This is a genomic window from Corallincola platygyrae (assembly GCF_039544265.1).
GTDB classification, from domain to species: domain Bacteria; phylum Pseudomonadota; class Gammaproteobacteria; order Enterobacterales; family Neiellaceae; genus Corallincola; species Corallincola platygyrae.
The window spans coordinates 202,467-221,333 of record NZ_BAABLI010000005.1 but is presented as its reverse complement, the minus strand read 5'-3'; the positions used below and the strand labels follow the sequence as shown (position 1 = coordinate 221,333).

13 protein-coding genes are annotated in these 18,867 nt (G+C 49.5%); 7 read left to right on the top strand and 6 right to left on the bottom strand.

All coding sequences use genetic code 11. The features are described 5' to 3' along the window. Nucleotides 1-56 precede the first annotated feature (56 nt). Both queA and ABEA14_RS03580 read right to left on the bottom strand, forming a co-directional pair. The gene (queA, locus tag ABEA14_RS03585; protein WP_345338478.1) at nucleotides 57-1,103 is read right to left on the bottom strand and encodes a tRNA preQ1(34) S-adenosylmethionine ribosyltransferase-isomerase QueA; all 1,047 of its coding nucleotides are present in this window, start codon (nucleotides 1,101-1,103) and stop codon (nucleotides 57-59) included. A 69-nt stretch (nucleotides 1,104-1,172) separates the two neighbouring features. Then, complete coding sequence (locus ABEA14_RS03580) at nucleotides 1,173-2,810, bottom strand: S1 family peptidase (RefSeq protein WP_345338477.1); 1,638 nt, start codon at nucleotides 2,808-2,810, stop codon at nucleotides 1,173-1,175. Between the two features lie 784 nt (nucleotides 2,811-3,594). Here ABEA14_RS03580 and ABEA14_RS03575 point away from each other — a divergent pair. The 3 genes from ABEA14_RS03575 to ABEA14_RS03565 all read left to right on the top strand — a co-directional run bounded on the left by ABEA14_RS03575 (nucleotide 3,595) and on the right by ABEA14_RS03565 (nucleotide 5,882). Further along, the gene (locus ABEA14_RS03575; RefSeq protein WP_345338476.1) at nucleotides 3,595-4,224 is read left to right on the top strand and encodes an acyl carrier protein phosphodiesterase; all 630 of its coding nucleotides are present in this window, start codon (nucleotides 3,595-3,597) and stop codon (nucleotides 4,222-4,224) included. 138 nt (nucleotides 4,225-4,362) lie between these two features. Next, a complete protein-coding gene (locus ABEA14_RS03570; RefSeq protein WP_345338475.1) occupies nucleotides 4,363-4,809 on the top strand; it encodes a DoxX family protein in 447 nt (148 codons plus the stop codon). A 56-nt stretch (nucleotides 4,810-4,865) separates the two neighbouring features. Next, the gene (locus tag ABEA14_RS03565; RefSeq protein ID WP_345338474.1) at nucleotides 4,866-5,882 is read left to right on the top strand and encodes a glutathione S-transferase family protein; all 1,017 of its coding nucleotides are present in this window, start codon (nucleotides 4,866-4,868) and stop codon (nucleotides 5,880-5,882) included. Between the two features lie 61 nt (nucleotides 5,883-5,943). Here ABEA14_RS03565 and fghA read toward each other — a convergent pair whose 3' ends face one another. Then, a complete protein-coding gene (gene fghA / locus ABEA14_RS03560) occupies nucleotides 5,944-6,807 on the bottom strand; it encodes an S-formylglutathione hydrolase (RefSeq protein WP_345338473.1) in 864 nt (287 codons plus the stop codon). 293 nt (nucleotides 6,808-7,100) lie between these two features. Between fghA and ABEA14_RS03555 the strand changes: the two genes are divergently transcribed. The 3 genes from ABEA14_RS03555 (at nucleotide 7,101) to ABEA14_RS03545 (ending at nucleotide 10,735) form a co-directional block, all read left to right on the top strand. Beyond that, nucleotides 7,101-7,970, top strand: a complete 870-nt coding sequence (locus ABEA14_RS03555) for a delta-class carbonic anhydrase (protein ID WP_345338472.1) — start codon at nucleotides 7,101-7,103, stop codon at nucleotides 7,968-7,970. A 398-nt stretch (nucleotides 7,971-8,368) separates the two neighbouring features. Further along, nucleotides 8,369-10,036 (top strand): response regulator, encoded by a 1,668-nt coding sequence (locus ABEA14_RS03550; RefSeq protein WP_345338471.1) that lies wholly within the window; start codon nucleotides 8,369-8,371, stop codon nucleotides 10,034-10,036. A 111-nt stretch (nucleotides 10,037-10,147) separates the two neighbouring features. Further along, the gene (locus tag ABEA14_RS03545) at nucleotides 10,148-10,735 is read left to right on the top strand and encodes a hypothetical protein (RefSeq protein ID WP_345338470.1); all 588 of its coding nucleotides are present in this window, start codon (nucleotides 10,148-10,150) and stop codon (nucleotides 10,733-10,735) included. A 652-nt stretch (nucleotides 10,736-11,387) separates the two neighbouring features. Here ABEA14_RS03545 and aceA read toward each other — a convergent pair. The 3 genes from aceA to ABEA14_RS03530 form a co-directional block, all read right to left on the bottom strand. After that, a complete protein-coding gene (aceA, locus tag ABEA14_RS03540; protein ID WP_345338469.1) occupies nucleotides 11,388-12,692 on the bottom strand; it encodes an isocitrate lyase in 1,305 nt (434 codons plus the stop codon). A 67-nt stretch (nucleotides 12,693-12,759) separates the two neighbouring features. Then, on the bottom strand, nucleotides 12,760-14,370 hold the full coding sequence (aceB, locus tag ABEA14_RS03535) for a malate synthase A (protein ID WP_345338468.1): 1,611 nt from the start codon (nucleotides 14,368-14,370) through the stop codon (nucleotides 12,760-12,762). Nucleotides 14,371-15,152: 782 nt separating this feature from the next. After that, a complete protein-coding gene (locus tag ABEA14_RS03530) occupies nucleotides 15,153-17,018 on the bottom strand; it encodes a TIGR00341 family protein (protein WP_345338467.1) in 1,866 nt (621 codons plus the stop codon). Between the two features lie 280 nt (nucleotides 17,019-17,298). On the opposite strand from ABEA14_RS03530, the gene ABEA14_RS03525 reads away from it, so the two are divergent. After that, nucleotides 17,299-18,552, top strand: coding sequence for an alpha/beta hydrolase (locus ABEA14_RS03525; protein WP_345338466.1), 1,254 nt, complete (start codon nucleotides 17,299-17,301; stop codon nucleotides 18,550-18,552). Nucleotides 18,553-18,867: the final 315 nt, after the last annotated feature.

Sequence of the window (18,867 nt, the reverse complement as noted above, 5' to 3'; positions counted from 1 at the left end):
AAGGCTCCGCCACCGGAAAAACAGTCCGGCGCATATTTTCAGATAAAACTAATCGATTAGGGCTGACGCGTTACAAACATTGCATCGCCATAACTGAAGAAGCGATAACGCTCAGACACCGCCTGTTGATAAGCGTTCATTACCGCATCATACCCGGCAAACGAACTGACCAGCATGATCAAGGTCGATTCAGGCAAATGAAAGTTGGTCACCATGGCATCAATGACCTGCCACTGATAGCCGGGATAGATAAAGATTTCCGTTTCACCGGCGAACGGTTCAAGCTGCTCAGCGCCTGCGGCAATCGCAGCCTGTGCAGCACTTTCCAGAGAGCGCACCGATGTCGTACCGACGGCTATGACACGTTTGCCGGCTGCTTTGGTAGCCAAAATCTTTTCAACCACATCTGCAGATACTTCCGCATATTCGCTATGCATCTTGTGGTCGTTGACGTTATCAACGCGCACAGGCTGGAACGTCCCAGCTCCTACATGCAAGGTCACAAACGCCTGCTGTATCCCTTTTTCAGCCAAACGCTTAAGCATGCTTTCATCAAAGTGCAGGCCCGCAGTAGGTGCCGCAACGGCACCTGGCTTTTCGTTATATACCGTTTGATAGCGCTCACGATCGGTGCCTTCATCCGGCCGATCGATGTATGGAGGCAGCGGCATATGGCCAAACTCTTCCAGCCATTCAAGTACCGTCTTAGAAGGATCAAATGCCAGCTCAAACAGGGCATCGTCTCTGCCAAGCATTTCCACTTCAACCGCACCTTCCATCAGGAGCTTGGCACCCGCTTTTGGCGACTTGGAGCTGCGAACATGGGCCAATACTCGATGATCATCGAGTATTCGCTCAACCAGCACTTCAACTTTGCCACCGGAAGATTTCTGACCATGCATACGCGCAGGTATTACACGGGTATTGTTAAATACGATCAGATCTCCGGGTTCGAGTAACTGTTCAATGTCCGTGAACTGTCGATGAGTGACCTCTCCAGTTTCGCCACTAAGGCAGAGTAAGCGACTGGCGGTACGATCTGGGGTGGGATAACGAGCAATCAGCTCGTCTGGTAAATCAAAATGAAAGTCAGATACCTGCATCAGGCCCCCTAGCACTTACTCAAAAAGTGGCGCTAGTCTAGGGAGCCAGAGGCTTGGGATCAAGTCAGCTTAGGAATGAAACTTGTGTCTACGCAGCCCTGCAACAGCAAGTAACAATAGCGACCAGGTACCGAAGGCGCCACCGCCTCCCCCACCGCCCGAATCAACATCAGGATCTACAGGGTCTGGATCTGGGGTAGAGCCCTGTGGCGTAAAAGAGACATCTGCAACAATGGCTGTACCATCACCAGAAGAGACAAACTCGATTGTCGCGGGCACTCCTGCGGTCAAATCTGTTGTCACTGTACGCCACGAGTTAAGCGAGATAAGTGCCTGTTCGAGTGCGCCTTGCTGCTTATAGATGTTCAACATCTGCAGATTTTGATCATCGCCTTCCAAACGCCAGCTAAATCTAAGCTGTCCAGCTTCTGCCGCTGATACCATCAATGCACTGCGTCCAGAGGCAATACTATTGAATGTCACGTCTACGGCACTGCCGCCCGAAGGACCCTGCACATCAGAGTCACGCCAACTGCGGTTGCCGCCATTAAACCAACGTAATTCTCCCGGGCTAAAACCCGCCGCAAATGTGTCTTCCGGCAGAACCTGAACTGACACTTCGCTTCGTACCGTGCCACTACTGGTATTAATGCTCAACGTGGTCGTTCTGGTTCCTGCCACATCTGCTGTTGCCAGCAGCTGCAAAGCGCATGTTTCGTTCGCACCTATCGAAGCACCACAATCGTTGCCAAGGGTGACGTCAACGTTGCTATCTAACCCAATGCTATCGATCGATATAGCGGTTACATCACTGTTATTGATCACTGGCGTATTCAAGGTAGCGGTAATTCCCTGAGCAACGAACGGGAAACGCACGGGGTTGGTAAGCGAAAGCCCCCCGATCATGTCATCTATCCAAGATGTAAAATTTGATACTCGGGTGTATACACCCGGCGTCCCTTCATCACATCCCAGACCCCAGCTGACGATGCCATACTGCACCGCTGAGTCTCCACTGCCTTCAAACAACGGGCCGCCACTGTCCCCACTGCAGGAGTCGATACCAGGTTCGCCGCCTGCACAGATCATATTTTCTGTTACCCAACCGCTAGGGAACTCATCTTCACATAGTGCTTGTGACATGTATGGCAAAGTAGCAGTCAGCAATCGGCTGCTGGCTTCAGAACCATCGGTGTTGGTCGCGCCGTAGCCGACCAGTGTCAGAGGAAGTCGATTGGTCAGGCTGTTTGTTTCCGCTTGAGTCGCCAGAGTAATGTTTGGGTTACTCGAGTCACTGGTAAGATGAAGAAGAGCGATGTCGCTATCTAGTGAGGTATCATTATAGGCTTCGTTAATGATGACCTGGTCAACCATGAACTGGTCACTGACCCTTTGCCCATCCAGCTCTTCTATACCAATCACAACAACCACTTCATGGATAAAGCTGGTGTCGACGCAATGCGCCGCCGTCAGCAACCAATCTGGCGCGATCAGCGTTCCACCGCAGGTATGAGCAGGTATGAAGATGTTGCTGGCCCCTTGTGGCAAATACTGCACACTGGCCATCCATTCAGTGATACCTGTTGGCGATGGAGACCCGCCAATAATTCTGGCTTGCGGTAACGAGTCTGCATTGGCCAGCAAAGGAAGACAGCACAGAGAGCTTATTGCAAGGGGGCGAAAGAACCCTTTACGAACTTGGCTCATATTTAAAAATTCCAAAACATTGTTATCGATCATTAAAGCAGACCGGTTCAAGTAGAGAAACATTGCGCTCCATAATCCCTACGAACATCAACTTTTACCCGATCATTTCGATGAGAAGTCAGAAACCTGTCAAGAATTTCATTTATGTAATAAAACAAACATAAATCTGTGTTTGCCACCCACCATAGTTGATCCAGATCACTTTTTACGACACCAAAAATGTTTTATGTAATCATTTTTCGTAATTTTATTTCATTACGGGGTTGCAATGTGATTTAGATCACACTAGAATTCAAACCATCGAAACAGATTACTTTCAACAGCCACTTAAACAGGAGATCGATTATGTTGAATTTGTATGATCTCGTTGCGCTGAAGACTCTCCTCAGCGGTCGAGGAACCAAGAAACAGGTACAAGCACCAGTAACTAAGCGTTACAACTTCGCCTGGAGTCGTTAAATCCGACAGCCTTGACGGGCTGTCACTGAAACAGTTTTTTTGTTAGCCAAGTCCTTTGTTTATTAGCTTTTCCTTTGTGTTTTTGGAGCCCGGTTCATTGAACCGGGTTTTTTTTATACCCACTACGCTTCGCGGGGCACGCTGTGTACAGGAAGTACGGTATGCTGCGGGTACATGGATGTACAGGAGCGGCGATACCCACTACGCTTCGCGGGGCCTGTGTGCCGGAAATGCGACTAAACCTCTCCACTGGTCCCTAATTCCAGTAGCTTAGTAAGAGCAACCCTTCCATACTAAAAAGCTGTAGCAACAACAGGCATCGCCATTGAATTTTCTTGCCCATTTCCATATCGCTCATCTCACCAATACCTCATTGGCAGGAGCTATGCTGGGAGATTTTGTCAAAGGGCGCCAGTGGCAAGCGCTGCCCCATGATGAGCAAGTCGGCGTATTGCTGCATCGACAAGTTGATACCTTTACCGATCAACATGCGTGTGTACTGGAAGCAAGACGTAAACTGACAAAAACCCGGTTCAGGTATTCTGGGATAGCCGTTGATATGATCTTTGACCATCTCCTGGCTAAACACTGGGGCGTTTATGAACAGCAGGCGCTTCACCAGTTCAGTCAACGTTGCTACCGCGCGCTATCAGCACATCGCCCACACTGGCCAGTAAAAATGCGTACGGTCAGCCAACGCATGACTGAGTATGACTGGCTACTAAGTTACGCAGAGCAACAGACAATAGATGCTGCGCTGAACAATATTGCCCGCCGTATGACTCGTGCCCAAGCCCAGGCAAACCAGCCGTTTCAACACACCTATCAGGAGTGGCAAGGTCAATCCGCCGACTTTGAAACCCTATTCCACCAGTTCTACCGGGACCTGATCGGTCAACTGCCATCTCTGCAGCAACAGGTTCGAGTTCAACAGCACAACACAATCCAGGTTTAATTCTATTAAATAGAACGTTTAAGCCGTTTTATTGTGATTTTAATTCTAATCTGACGACCTATCATTGTTCACATCAAGCTTGCTGATGAGCTTTATGAAACTAACGCAACAAACTTAATTGATTGCCAGGAGAACATGATGAAACAGTTAATTTTTGCTTCGGCTGATACCAACCAAAACACTTTCGCCTCATTGGCGCTACGCATACCCGCAGGCATTATCTTCGCAGCTCACGGCGCGCAAAAACTGTTTGGATGGTTTGGCGGTTACGGCATCGAGGGCACGGGTCAATGGATGGCATCGATCGGCTTGACACCTGGCGCTCTGATGGCACTGCTTGCGGGTAGCGCGGAGTTCTTTGGGGGTATCGCTCTGCTACTTGGCCTTTTTACCCGCCTGACAGGTGTTGCTCTAGCCTTCACCATGCTGGTGGCGATCTTCGCAGTGCACTTCCAGAATGGATTGTTTATGAGCAACAACGGTTATGAATTTGGTTTAGCGCTGTTTGCTATCTCTGTGTCCGTGATTTTTGCGGGTGGAGGTAAAGCATCACTCGACCACCTTATTGCGAAAAAGCTGGCGTAAGGCGCGAGTCGCCTTTCCTTTCTCACTACTGATGACAAATGCACTGGAGGCTCACCATGGGATTCTTAAGCGACGGTCAATGGCACAACAAGTGGTATGACACTAAAGCCAGCAACGGAAAGTTTGTTCGCGATACATCCAGGTTTCGCAATTGGGTAACAAAGGATGGCTCGGCTGGGCCAAGTGGAGATTCAGGTTTTAGAGCTGAAAGTGGCCGCTATCGCCTTTATGTATCACTTGCCTGCCCGTGGGCCCATCGAACACTGTTATACAGACAGCTTAAAGGGCTGACTGAACACATTGATGTGGTCGTGGTTGAGCCACATATGTTGTCCAATGGGTGGGAGTTTGCAGGTGCACCAGACTTTGGCGGTCACCATATTGCCGGGGCTGATAGAGAGCCGGGCTATGGTTTGCATTATCTCTATCAGCTTTATCTCAAATCAGACCCGCAGGCCCATGGTCGCGTCACCGTACCTGTGCTTTGGGACAAACAGACCGAAACCATCGTCAGCAATGAGTCTTCCGAAATTATCCGGATGCTGAACAGCGCCTTTGACGAGATCACCGGCAACACACTGGACTTCTATCCTGAACCTCTGCGCAACAAGATCGATGAAACAAACGCATGGGTGTATGACCGTATCAACAACGGCGTATACAAAACTGGATTCGCCACAACACAGGCCGCCTATGAAGAAGCGTTTGCCGATCTGTTTGATGCATTGGATATGGTAGATGAGATACTCGGCAAGCAGCGTTATCTGGTTAGTAGCGAAGGTTCAGGCGATCAGATTACCGAGGCTGACTGGCGACTATTTACCACTTTGATTCGTTTCGACTCTGTCTATGTTGGGCATTTCAAAACCAACAAGCGCAAGATTGACGAGTTTAAGCACATTCCCGGCTACCTGCGTGAGCTATATCAGCAACCGGGTGTAGCGGAAACGGTCAATATGGAGCATATCAAACAGCACTACTATTTTAGCCACGACACCATTAACCCCACTCGTGTTGTACCGCTGGGGCCAGATGTTGACTACACCACAGCACATGGACGAGGCAACTTCTAACAAGTTGTATTTGAAGAGACACTAACAAGTCAGCGCCGAGTAATGCGACATATCGCCCGCGTTACTCGGCCCCGTTATTCTGCGCAAAAAGATAGTCAGCATGAAACCTGAGGTGGTCATCGATAAAGCTGGCGATAAAGTAGTAGCTATGGTCATAGCCAGGTTGTATGCGGATCTCTGCCGAACACTGCAGGCGGTCCAGCTGCGGGTCTAAATTCGGCAATAACAGTTGCTGTTCTAGAAACTGGTCAGCATCCCCCTGATCAATCAGCAGCGGCAATACCTCATCCTCTTCCATCAGATGGGACAACAGATGACAGGCATCGTAGTCATGCCAGCGCGCTTCATCATCTCCCAAATAGTTTTGAAACGCCTTATGCCCCCACGGACAGGCGGATGGATTAACTATGGGTGCAAATGCGGAAATAGAGCGGAACCGATAAGGATGACGTAATCCCAACACCAATGCCCCATGGCCCCCCATAGAGTGACCGGCAATCGACCAGACATCTGATATTGGAAACTGGGCTTTAACTACCGCTGGTAACTCATCTAACACATAGTCAAACATATGGTAATGGCTACTCCAGGGCGGCTTTGTCGCGTTGAGGTAGAACCCTGCACCCAATCCCAAATCGTAACTTCCATCAGGGTCATCAGGCACCCCTTCCCCACGCGGACTGGTGTCTGGAGCCAGAATGGCAATGCCTAACTCGGCGGCCAACCGGTGCGCACCCGCCTTCTGCATAAAGTTTTCGTCGGTGCAGGTAAGCCCGGATAACCAATACAGCACTGGGGCCGGGTTGTCCTCGCTTGCCTCTGGCGGCAGAAACAAACCATAGGTCATCTCACAGTTGAGCGTACTGGAGGCGTGAGAAACCCGCAGATAACGACCACCAAAGGATGTGGTTTCACTGATAATCATGGCATATCGGGTATTTGCAATTGATGGTTACAGGTTAGCTGGTTTTTAAATGCCACGAGTATTTCGGGCGGCCAAATGACCTGCAAAGCTTGAAGCGTGCTACAGGCGTTTTTGCTTGGATTGCTTCAATAAGCAGCTATTGCTGCAAAACCTTGTTATCAATCAAACGCCGAAAAGACTACATAAACTAATAAGTTCCGTCGCGCTCCAGATATCAAACCTAAGCTATTCTTTTTCTGGAACGCCTTGTTCTCGAACACCTTGGTTACTTTCCAATTTAACAAGGATACCAAATGATCTTTCGTCGCATTCTAGCTCTCACATTCGTAACAGCAATTCCTCTAAACGCATTAGCCAAAGACGCGGAGCACCATAATGATCACCCGCAAGTGTCTGACAACATCATCGCCAAACAGCGAGCAGCACTTGCAAAACAAACGCAAGGCAAGGGTTATGGCCCACAATCACCAAGAGATATCGACGCTGCTACAGGTCGAAACGCTATCTCTTTCAGTGAAGCACCGCCCTACACGCAAATGAACCTGTGTAACATCCACTTTCATAAAAATGCAGAGCACAAAGGAGGTGAATTTACCAAGTATGCAGGCAATGGCGATGGTCACGGCTACCTGAGTGGTTATGAATATTCAGGCACATTGAGTTCGTCAGAGCTTACGCCTGTACAACAACCCGTTTGTCCGAGCAAACACGGTAGCTTATATCCGGGTGATACCATTGAAGTGCACTACGTTCACTCAACGGCCCAGGTGTCACCGGGGCCAACGTTAGGTGCGTGCTTGAATGAGTCAATTAACAATCCGCAGCTTCGAGTTGAAACTCAGGTGTATGTGTTGGTGAATGATAAAAAAGCGGCAAGCTTTGAAACGTTGACCCAACACGCCAAACAAGGTGCACTGCATCAGGCTTTAAACATTCCAAACAATACCGGATCTCCCATTCAGTACGCCGGCTCAACCACTGGCCCTGGTTACAATGAACAAGGCTCTCCATTTCAGGTCAGCTGGAGCGTACGTCCACAGGTGGTAAAAGTTGACATCAACACCGTGGGAAATTGGTGCAAAGGCAATGTGTTTAACGAAGATCATGCCCATGGCGTAAGAAATCTAGTGGTTAATCCCGATCTCTTATCTAACATCGAGTAAGAAAAGTTAAGCAATCCACTAATTTCCCTCGGTGGTTGAAAAACCATGTGGCGGCCATGGATGGCTCCACCAACTGACAGGAACACCCTAGGTATTTGACGACGCATCCGAATGTAAAAAAAGATATGTATAGATGAAAGTAAACAAGGGCTAATCGCTGCTAGCTAGTTCACTATTTAGCCTGTTTACTAGGTTTCGGGCGCGTACAGCGTTAATTTTTCAAACAAACTAAAGCTAACGCCCCCAAGTCAGGGAGGCGCAGTGCATAGCCTCCCACTTCCGGATCAAATCGATTTCAGTCCACATAAATTAAGCACAAGGGGTGAATGCTTACTTCAGCCTTGTATACTTAACAATTGTGTAACCCGTGTTAACAACCAAAGTAAAGTGCCTTATTGATGAATTCGGTTGATTCAAGTGAACTAGACCACTTACCCGCGCTAAACGTTTTAATCATTGATGACAACCCGATTGTCCATGACACGCTGAAGGCGGCGTTTGAGAACATGGGCATTCGAAACATCAAAAGCGCGCAAAACGCATTTCATGGCCTACGCCTCTGCGAAGAACACCATTTCCATATTGTTATCTGCGCGTTTAACGTGAAGAGCGACAAAGACGGCTTCCACCTGCTGGAAGAGTTGAAGTTCAAGGGCTACGTTAACAAACGCACCGTACTTATCTTCCTCAGTTCAGAAACCAGCGAAGCGCTGGTGAATAGTATTATCGAACTGCAACCGGACGACTTCTGGGTCAAACCCCTTAACGCCAAAAACATTGAAGCCAGGCTGGAGCACACACTTCAGATCAAACAGAAGCTGTTTAACATCTATCAGGCGATCGACGCGGGCAACTACTCCAAGGTCATCTATTACGCCGAGCGCCATCTGCTTAATCCCAAGCTGCAAAAGTACCAGGCCAATCTGTTGAGAATGAAGGCAGAAGCGCTGCTGGACCTGCGCGAGTTTGCCGCTGCCGAACTGTTTTATCGCGATCTACTTTGCTCTTTTAAGTATCCATGGACACATATTGGATTTGTTAAGTCGCTGCTAAAGCAGGACAAATTAGACGAGATCGAAACACTTCTGGGGGAGTTGACCTCTCAGCCGGAAACACGCTTCGCTACCTATGAGATGCTGGCCGAATACTACATCGACCGCGAAGAATACGAACAAGCGTATGACGAGATAAAAAAAGCGACCGCGCTAGCGCCACGCAATATCGAACGCAATAAGAAATCATGGGATTTGGCCCGCCTGACTCACGACCATGAAGGCCAGTACATCGCCACCAAGAATATGGCGCAGTATGCGAGAAATTCGATACATGATTCGCCAGAACTGGCGCTCAATGTGATCCGAACCGGTATCGACTACGCCAATACCCTGACTGATGGAACCGCAGGCAAAATTCTGGCGGAAACCGAGCGACGACTCACCGCGATAGAGACCGATTATGAAGATGCCCAGTACTTCAAAGAGCAGATCGTCATCTCACGTGCCCGCCTGCACAACGCCAAAAACGAAGCCGAAAAGGCTAAACGCATAGTGGAGAACCAGGTATCGCTTAAGTCTTCAGTATCCATTGAAGACAACCTGGACAAGGTAAAGGTATTCCACGAACTCGGTATGCGCGAAGAAGCGATGAAGCTGCTAACCGCCGTTCAACGCCAAATCGCCGGAGACTCTCTGACCAGCCAGGTGGTAGGCAAATACGTCGAACGGGAAACCACCGAACGCGATGAGATCCACTTTACGCCAAAACAGCTGAACAGCATGGCGGTGGAGTTTTATAAGCGTAACCGCATGGGTCCAGCCGCCAAGGTGCTGGAACAAGCGCTGCAACTCTCTCCTAAAAACTACAAACTGGCAATCAGCCTGCTGAAAGTGCTTATCAAAATCCGTCGCCAGGACCAACATAATCAAGACCAACTCGACCTCGCCAACAGCACAATTTCCCGGCTTGAAATGATGGAAATCCCAGGCAGTGATGCCCAGGTATTTGGTGAATTATCAAGAATGTGGAAAGAAGCAAATGGCGAAGTGGTGGAGGAGAAGAAGGTTTAGCGAATTCAGTATTTAATAGATAGTTAAGTATCAGCCAGATAGCTTTTAGTATTTAAATATTTTTTGAAGGCATACAAAAACCAAATTAAGTCTGTTGTAAGGTGTTTAGGAATGGATCCTGTACTTAAAAAGCTTCAGGAAAAAAATGAAGCTCACAAGAAGCTTGTTTGGAAAGAGAGGAAAAGTGAGCTTCTTGCTATGCCATTCGCAATTATTATCTTTCTTATTTACTTCGGGACGCAGTACTACCTTCTTGGCTACAAAGGGGAGATACTTGGCGAATCATGGGAAGCTATGGCCAAACAAGTGTGGTTTCTAGCTATGGTGTTCACAACAGGGCTGGGCTCACTGTTTTTTTCAGGCAGTCTCGCCTTCGTCATTGGTACTTCTATTGCTGTAAAAGAGCTAGGCAGAAGAATAAATTTTGTTAAATCTGGCTTGGTTTCAACTACGTTACTTTCCATCAGCTTGCTATTTTTTATGATAGGGAAATGGGTTCACGCTAAGATTTTATTGAACAGCATTAATATCTCTGATTTTTTTAAATTTGGTCTAGAAGAAACACCGTTTATAGTCATCTACATATTCCTGCTAATAAATTCGGCGGTAGCCATTATATTTTTTGTTTTATTTGCAATAATTTTCACTTTTCCATTCAAAGCTAAAAAACTTGCTCAAGAGGCTAGAGAGCAGAGTTAGTAAGCTCTATATACAAGTCTGTGCTCAGAACTACCGGGCAGCTCTAAAAAAGTCAATCATCTTTTTTCTAAAACTCCATTCGAAAAAATTTTGTTTGGAAGGTTTATTGTTGCCAAGTATTTCTGTTGGATAAGATTTCCCATCTATGTGCCCTAAGCGAAGCCAAGCATCTGCGTGATGTCGGGCAAGGATGCCCGATATAGGCTCGCCAAACAGGGAAGTTTGTCGAGCCGTTAGCTGAGGCGCAGGTGATAGCGCAGGAATAGCACATAGTAGGGGCGCACTCTTTTTCAGATAGAGAGAGGTCGGTAGGGAGGCTACGCGCAGTGCCTCCCAGCCTTGGGCGCGATTGTTCAGCTCGATATAGATAAATAGAACCTCAAGCGCCCGAAACCATACACAATCCCCCCCTCACTGCCCCCCCTCACCAAGGAGAGGGTTAAAAACGCTGCCCGCGGCAAAGCTCACCCCGCGAAGCGTAGTGGGTGTACCGTACATCCTGACATCGCCGCTCCTATACATCCATGTATCCGCGGCATACCGTACATCCTGTACATAAAAAAGCCCGGCCATCATGGCCGGGCAAAATCAAAGGAAAGGTTGGAGCAACACTTCTTAGAACATCCGCTTTTCAGCGGAATTCGTTTTTCAGTTAAAACTGCGCTTCCTCGGTAGAGCCGGTCAGTGCAGTTACTGAAGATTCACCACCCTGGATGGTATTGGTGACCTGGTCAAAATACCCGGTGCCCACTTCTTGCTGGTGAGACACGAAGGTATAACCCTTGTCGGCTGCCTCGAACTCCTGCTCTTGCAATTCCACGTAAGCTGACATGCCGCGGTCGCGGTAGCCGCGTGCCATTTCGAACATGTGGTACCACATGTTGTGCACACCAGCGAGGGTAATGAATTGGAACTTGTAGCCCATGGCGCCCAGTTCACGCTGGAAGCGAGCGATGGTGACATCGTCCAGATTCTTCTTCCAGTTGAATGAAGGGGAGCAGTTATAGGCCAACAGCTGATCTGGGTACTTGTCATGGATCGCTTCAGCAAACTTCTTCGCCTGGTCCAGATCTGGCTTGGCGGTTTCACACCACACCATATCGGCGTATGGCGAATAAGCCAGACCGCGAGCGATAGCCTGGTCGATGCCAGCACGGGTGCGGTAGAAACCTTCTGCGGTACGTTGACCCACCACAAACTCGCGATCATAAGGGTCGCAATCTGAAGTCAGCAGGTCGGCCGCATCAGCGTCGGTACGCGCAACAACCAGCGTAGGCACATCCAGCACGTCAGTTGCCAGACGGGCAGCAATCAGCTTTTGCACCGCTTCCTGAGTGGGAACCAGTACCTTACCGCCCATGTGGCCGCACTTCTTCACAGACGCCAGCTGGTCTTCAAAATGCACACCCGCTGCACCGGCGGTGATCATGCCTTTCATCAGTTCGAATGCGTTCAATACGCCACCGAAACCGGCTTCAGCGTCAGCCACAATCGGCGCAAAATAGTCGATATAACCTTCATCACCTGGGTTAACACCCTTGCTCCACTGGATCTGGTCGGCGCGGGTAAACGCGTTGTTGATGCGGCTTACTACTTCTGGCACAGAGTTGGCGGGGTAAAGCGACTGGTCCGGGTACATGGTGCCGGACAGGTTGTTGTCCGCTGCGACCTGCCAACCAGACAGATAAATCGCCTGAAGGCCAGCTTTAACCTGTTGTACAGCCTGACCACCGGTCAATGCGCCCATGGTGTTAACATAGCCATTGCGGGCCTCACCATTAATCAGCTTCCACAGCTTTTCAGCGCCTGCACGGGCCACGGTATGCTCAACAGTGCGTGAGCCGCGCAAGTTAACCACTTCCTCAGCGGTATAGCCGCGGGTCACCCCTTTCCAGCGTGGATTCTCTGCCCAGTCTTTCTCCAGGGCCTCTATCTGTTGTTGACGTGTCTGTGTCATATCGACTTCCTCTTGCAGACCTGTTGGTTGCGCTCGTAGGGTACGTAAAGGCGTCTCTAACGGACGCTCAATCCAATCGCCGGTAACCCGGCAGTGTTAAGAATTCAACTAGCTGTTCATCCAGCGTGATCTGTTTCATCAGCTCGGCAGCTTCGGCGTAACGGCCGTTTTTATACTTGAGTTCGCCTAACTCCTGTTCCAGCACCTGCATCTCTTCGCTGAGCATCTGAGTAAACAGCTCAGGCGTAACGATCTGGCCGTTATCCAGATCCTTGCCGTGTTTGATCCATTGCCAGATTGAGGTGCGGGAGATCTCGGCTGTCGCCGCGTCTTCCATCAAGCCATAGATAGGTACGCAGCCATTGCCGGAGATCCATGCCTCGATGTACTGAACCGCCACTCTCAGGTTTAGGCGCATACCGCTTTCGGTACGTGTGCCCTGGCATGGCGCCAGCAGTTGTTCGGCAGTGATCTCTTCATCACCTTCGCGAGTGATATCCAGCTGGTTTTTGCGCTCAGCCAGCGTCTTATCAAAAACGCCCATGGCCACGTGTGCCAAACCGGGGTGCGCGATCCAGGTGCCATCGTGGCCGTTGTTGGCTTCACGCTCTTTGTCTTGCAGCACTTTCTCCAACACGGCTTCATTCTCGGCAGGATCTTTACTAGGAATGAATGCCGCCATGCCACCCATGGCCATCGCCCCCCGACGGTGGCATGTGCGAACGAGCAGGCGGGAATAGGCATCTAGGAATGGTTGGCCCATCCCCACCTGCTGGCGGTCTGGTAATACGCGGTCGCTATGGTTCTTCAGGGTTTTGATGTAGCTGAAGATGTAATCCCAGCGACCACAGTTAAGGGCTACGATGTGGTCCTTCATGGCGTGAAGGATCTCGTGCATCTCGAACACGGCAGGCAGTGTTTCAATCAGAAGCGTTGCCTTGATGGTGCCGCGTTCCAGGCAGTATCTGTCTTCAACGTAGCTGAAGATCTTGCTCCACCAAGCCGCTTCTTTATGGCTCTGCAGCTTGGGAATATAGAAATAGGGGCCACTGCCATTGAGCAACAACTGGCGGTAGTTGTTCAGAAAATAGAGGGCAAAATCAAACAGTGCACCCGGGATAGGCTCACCCGCAAAGAGTACGTGCTTTTCGTCCAGATGCAGGCCACGTACGCGGCAGATCAGCACTGCAGGGTCATCTTTCAGCTGGTAGTGTTTACCGGAATTTGGGTCGATGTAATCGATGCTGCGATTTACCGCGTCACGCAGGTTAATCTGGCCCTGCACCACCGCATCCCACGTAGGAGACAGCGAGTCCTCAAAGTCGGCCATAAACACTCTAACGTCGGCGTTCAGCGCGTTAATCACCATTTTGCGATCGACCGGACCGGTGATCTCAACACGACGATCGAGCAGGTCTTCAGGAATACCGCGGATCTGCCAGTCAGATTCACGGATATCTTTGGTTTCGGGAAGGAAGTCAGGTAACGCGCCTTCATCGAAGGCTTGTTGGCGACGCTGACGGTTGGCCAGCAACTCGCGGCGCTCGGGAGCAAACTGCTTCACCAGATCGACCACCAACGACAGCGCGTCCATGGTCAACACCTCACGATAGGCGTTGGTTACTTTACCCTGGATATGCAGTTCGCGGTTCGCTGGCGGTGCAGTGATTGTCTCCATAGTGTCACCCTCATTAAGCATTCATTTGTTACTTAATCACCACGGAAATTATTGTCTGACATTTCCTTTGGCGATATACGACCATGGTCTAATAGGCGGGTGTTTCAAATACGCTAACGTGTCTTCGATATGGCGCTCAGCGCACCACCTGCCTTTACCAGAAAGCCTATCTAATTAAAGGTCAAACAAACGTTTAGAGTGTTTGCTCTAGGCTTGTACCAATTTATAGATTGACCTAAATCAAAATGCAAACAGGTGTTTGAAAATTTATCTAATTACGTAATTTAGTTACATTTATTATCAAGAAGCGGCACTGCTAAAGCGCTGAAATCAAACGGCAAGCCCCTGTCGTTTCGGGCGTTTTTTAAACACCATCAGAAAGTGGTCCGACCTTTTGTGGCGGGCGATGCAGGATAGTTTTTCAACAACAAATCAAGGTGCAGAGCTAACAAGACTAAACAGGATTTAAACAGCGATAAGCAGTTGAGCTAACAACTGTAACCACTACCACGAGTGTGGTGATGACAGGTCATTGTTGTTTAGTCACCACCTGAGGTTTGGATGGCACCATTTGGGTTACCTAAATAGGTAAAAATTGCAGTTTTAAACGCAGAACTAATTAATCAAAGTTTGAACAGGATCACAATTTAATATTTGGCGCAGCTAAGCAAGTTAGCGCTTCTAAATTCAATCGACGTCGGCTTTGCTTACATCCCCCAACATATAAACAAGTGACCCCTATCAAAGGCTCTATAAGAGACACGAAGACCGACAAACTCGCCCTACTCCAACCGCAGCGAGCTTGTTGCTTCAAGCACAACAGGCTGAACCAGCACCCGCTCTATCTCACTTTTACTCAGTACGAAGTCTTCCTGGGTTAATGGCCGCTTGGATACCAATAACACCGACACAGTCACGGGACTGGTTAAACGCACTCTCACCTGCGTCATCTTAATATCCTGCACCTGATGCCCCTCAAGCTGTTGCAACAACCGTTTCTGCTCAACCATCTGAGAAAAACTAAATGCCAATGGCACACTCACTGCCAACACCGCCAGCAGCGAAAACAGCAAGCCACGTTTTGCCCGCTGAAACGGCGCAAAACCAAGCACCAGAAAGGTAATCGCAGCGGCAAGCACAATGCCCGAAAGGTTGGTCAAAAACAGCAGAAATGCGCCCCACATCATTTGTGGATGAGCCCAACCAATACCTATGCCCGTCACAGCAAGTGGCGGAACCAAAGCAACAGCAATCGCCACACCCGCCATGCTTTTGGCTACAGATGCGCGAGCCGTCGCGTAGGCGCCAGCGATACCAGAGATAACAGCCACAGCCAGATCTAACAGATTCGGTCGCATCCGAGCTCGGATCTCAGCCGTGGAAAGCTCTAGCGGGATCAGCCAGGTAGACGCCACCGCAAACAATAGCGCCAATGCCAGACCTGCAAACAGAGTGTAGATACTGCCCCTTAACAGCATCTCATCTTGCCGTGCCAGCGCCATAGATAACGAGATAATTGGCCCCATCAGAGGAGCAAGGATCATCGCACCTATAATCACCGGCGGAGAGTTTGCAAACAGTCCAACCGTCGCCAACAACGTTGAGAGAATCATCAAAGTCAGAAAAACACTGGAGGGCGATGCATTCTCTCTCAGCGCCTGGTACAGATCTTTAAACTCATCGGTGGCAGCATGGGCAATCCACTGCAGTGGACGTTTGGTCAGCTCGGCAATGGCGCCCCCTGTCGGCAGGTGCTGTACCTTTCGCTGTTCCTTACTGTCGCCTTTGGCGACCTCAACGGTCACGTCACGGCTGGGGACCAGTTGCAATACCCGGGACTGAGCTTCTATCTCCAACGTTTTACTGCAAAGCTCCTTGCCGTCATGGCGGAACTCTAGGCCCACATCCGATTTAATCTCAAGCCGCGATGTTTTAATCAGTCCAATACTTTTGGGAATAGATTTGCCACTGCGATGAAACATGCTGCCGATCAGAAACCTGAACATCTCCATCAGGCTGCGAGGCGCAAGAAGAATGGCATGGAACATACCATCATTCACTTGGGAATCAGGCAATAACCGCCTGCCCATCACCGAATTTTTGCCATGTTCTACCAGCGTGATACCCATGGCGGCGGTATTTATTTTGTCGCCATTTCCTGTCACCAGTTCATAACGTTTGGGAAGCAGGTGCCCAAGACGTCGCCAAGATAGCCAAAGGTGTTTAATACGGGCCCCAAACCCTTCTACTGCGCCACCGGGCTTCAGACTAAAGACATCACCCACCACCACAGCATTGAGCACTGGCCGTCCATTACAAAACATTAAATCGACTGCATTTGGCTCAAGAACCAGCCCATCCTCCACCACAGAACTGAGTTTGCCGCTTATGCCAATGCCGCGCATGGCGTTGCTGGCCTCTGGGTGAGGAAGCACAACAACCTGCCATTGGCTCTCCACTGCGAATGGCAGCACGTCAGCCAATTGTTCGTCATTGAGAAACAAAAATACTCTGGCCTGCTCTGGCCATTTAGGTAAACAACGCGATTCAAATGCAACGGGGGTTAGTTCCTGCTCACTAAACAGCGGCAGCAATTCTTCTTTCACTGTTTGCTGCTTAGACAAATCAAACAACAGAAAGCACATCATGGACAGCGGTCTCCTTTGCCTTTATCCATTTTTGTCATTTACCACAAAGAGTTAAGCTTAGTTGATTATGCATTCCAAGCACCTCTGCTAAGCTTTTATGCCAAGTAAAAAATTAGATTACTCCCTGAGATGGGGATCTCTAAGCACTTTCACTTTCTTACATTTTCCCTCCATTTATTAAACAGATCTCAGCCACCCGAACTGGTCAAATCAGAAATAGATAAGTCGCCAGTCAACCAACTGGCATGTTTGCTAAACGGCAAATCAAGAGGGATCTGAAATGAAAAACAGGAGTCCAGCCTGGATTCGATTCGCATTAACCTGCGGCCTGTGTATCAGCTGTGTCATTACCGGTTGCAAAACCACGCAACCTACAGCTCAGGCGAAAGCGAACCCAACGGTCACCTTTAAAATCAATGTGCCGGACTTAACACCGAAAGAAGACAAGATCTTTATGATCTCTGACTTCGATGACTTCTTTCACCCAGATGTCATTGCGCAGTACACAGCCAAACGGAACCCAGACGGTTACTACTACCTGAATGTACCCAAGGCGGAACTGGATCACTTTTTCTTTCTGTTTGCCCGCGACAATGACAAGACTAAGGGCAATGAGCGAATCAGAGAGTTTGCTGCCTCAGGAAAAATGCGACCAGACCGATTTTACCGGTACAAAGGCAGAGACGAAGTTGTCGAGATTGATATCGAGAGCTGGGAGGATTTCCCTTCCGAGCTGAAGCCGGGTGATACCGTCAGCCGCAACGTCACGCATATTGTTGACTTTGAAATGCCGCAGCTAGGGCGCTCTACAGATCTGATGATTTACCTGCCACCCGGTTATCACGCGGCCCAACAAGAACATTTCCCGGTGATTTACATGACGGATGGCCAGAACCTGTTTGATGAGTTCACCTCATTCGCTGGTGAATGGCGCATCGATGAGATCCTCGATGAAGAGATTATGGCGGGCAGGCTCCCCCCCGTTATCGTCGTTGGTATTTATAATGGCCCCAATCGCGCCAATGAATATATTCCTTGGGATTTTAATTTTACCGGTCAGTTGGAATCCTCACAGGCAGACAAGTTTCTGGCATTTATCCGCTACGACTTAAAACCCTACATCGATTCGACTTACCGAACACTGCCTAACGCAAGGTTCACAGGTATTGCCGGCAGTTCATTTGGCGGATTGTTTGCCCTTTATGCTGGAATTACCCATCCGCAAACCTTCGGCATGGTCGGTGCATTTTCACCATCAATCTGGGTCAATATGGGAGAGCCTGGCTATCCCGGTGTTAAAGAGCTAATCACTCAGAAAGCGCTGCCTGAACGATTGCGTCTGTACATGGATGCGGGCGCAGAAGAACCACCAGCCATAGATGAAATGCGCATGATGAAACGCTTACTGAATCGGCAGGCGTATCCCAAACAACACCTTAAAATTGTGGAAGACCCACGCGGTGGGCATAACGAACGTTCCTGGTCCGCCCGTTTTCCAACCGCCATGAAGTGGTTGCTGCAAGCTGATTCATAACCTGTTTAGTAAACTCTGTTGTCTCTCCCTTGTTCGCCCGACCCCGCGTCGGGCTTTTTTATGTTCAGGACGAACGGTATGCCGCGGGTACATGGATGTACAGGAGCGGCAATGCACAGGATTTGCGGTATGCCGCGAGCGCATGGACGCGCAGGAGCGGCGATGCACAGGACGTGCGGTCGAAAAATGCTCCATGCATTTTCGATATTTCCGCCATCCATGGCGGTCGTATGCCTAGCGCGGGTACATGGTACCCAAAACACTTCGTGGGGCATGCTAATGCGCTGGAGCGGCGATGTTCAGGAAGAACGGTAT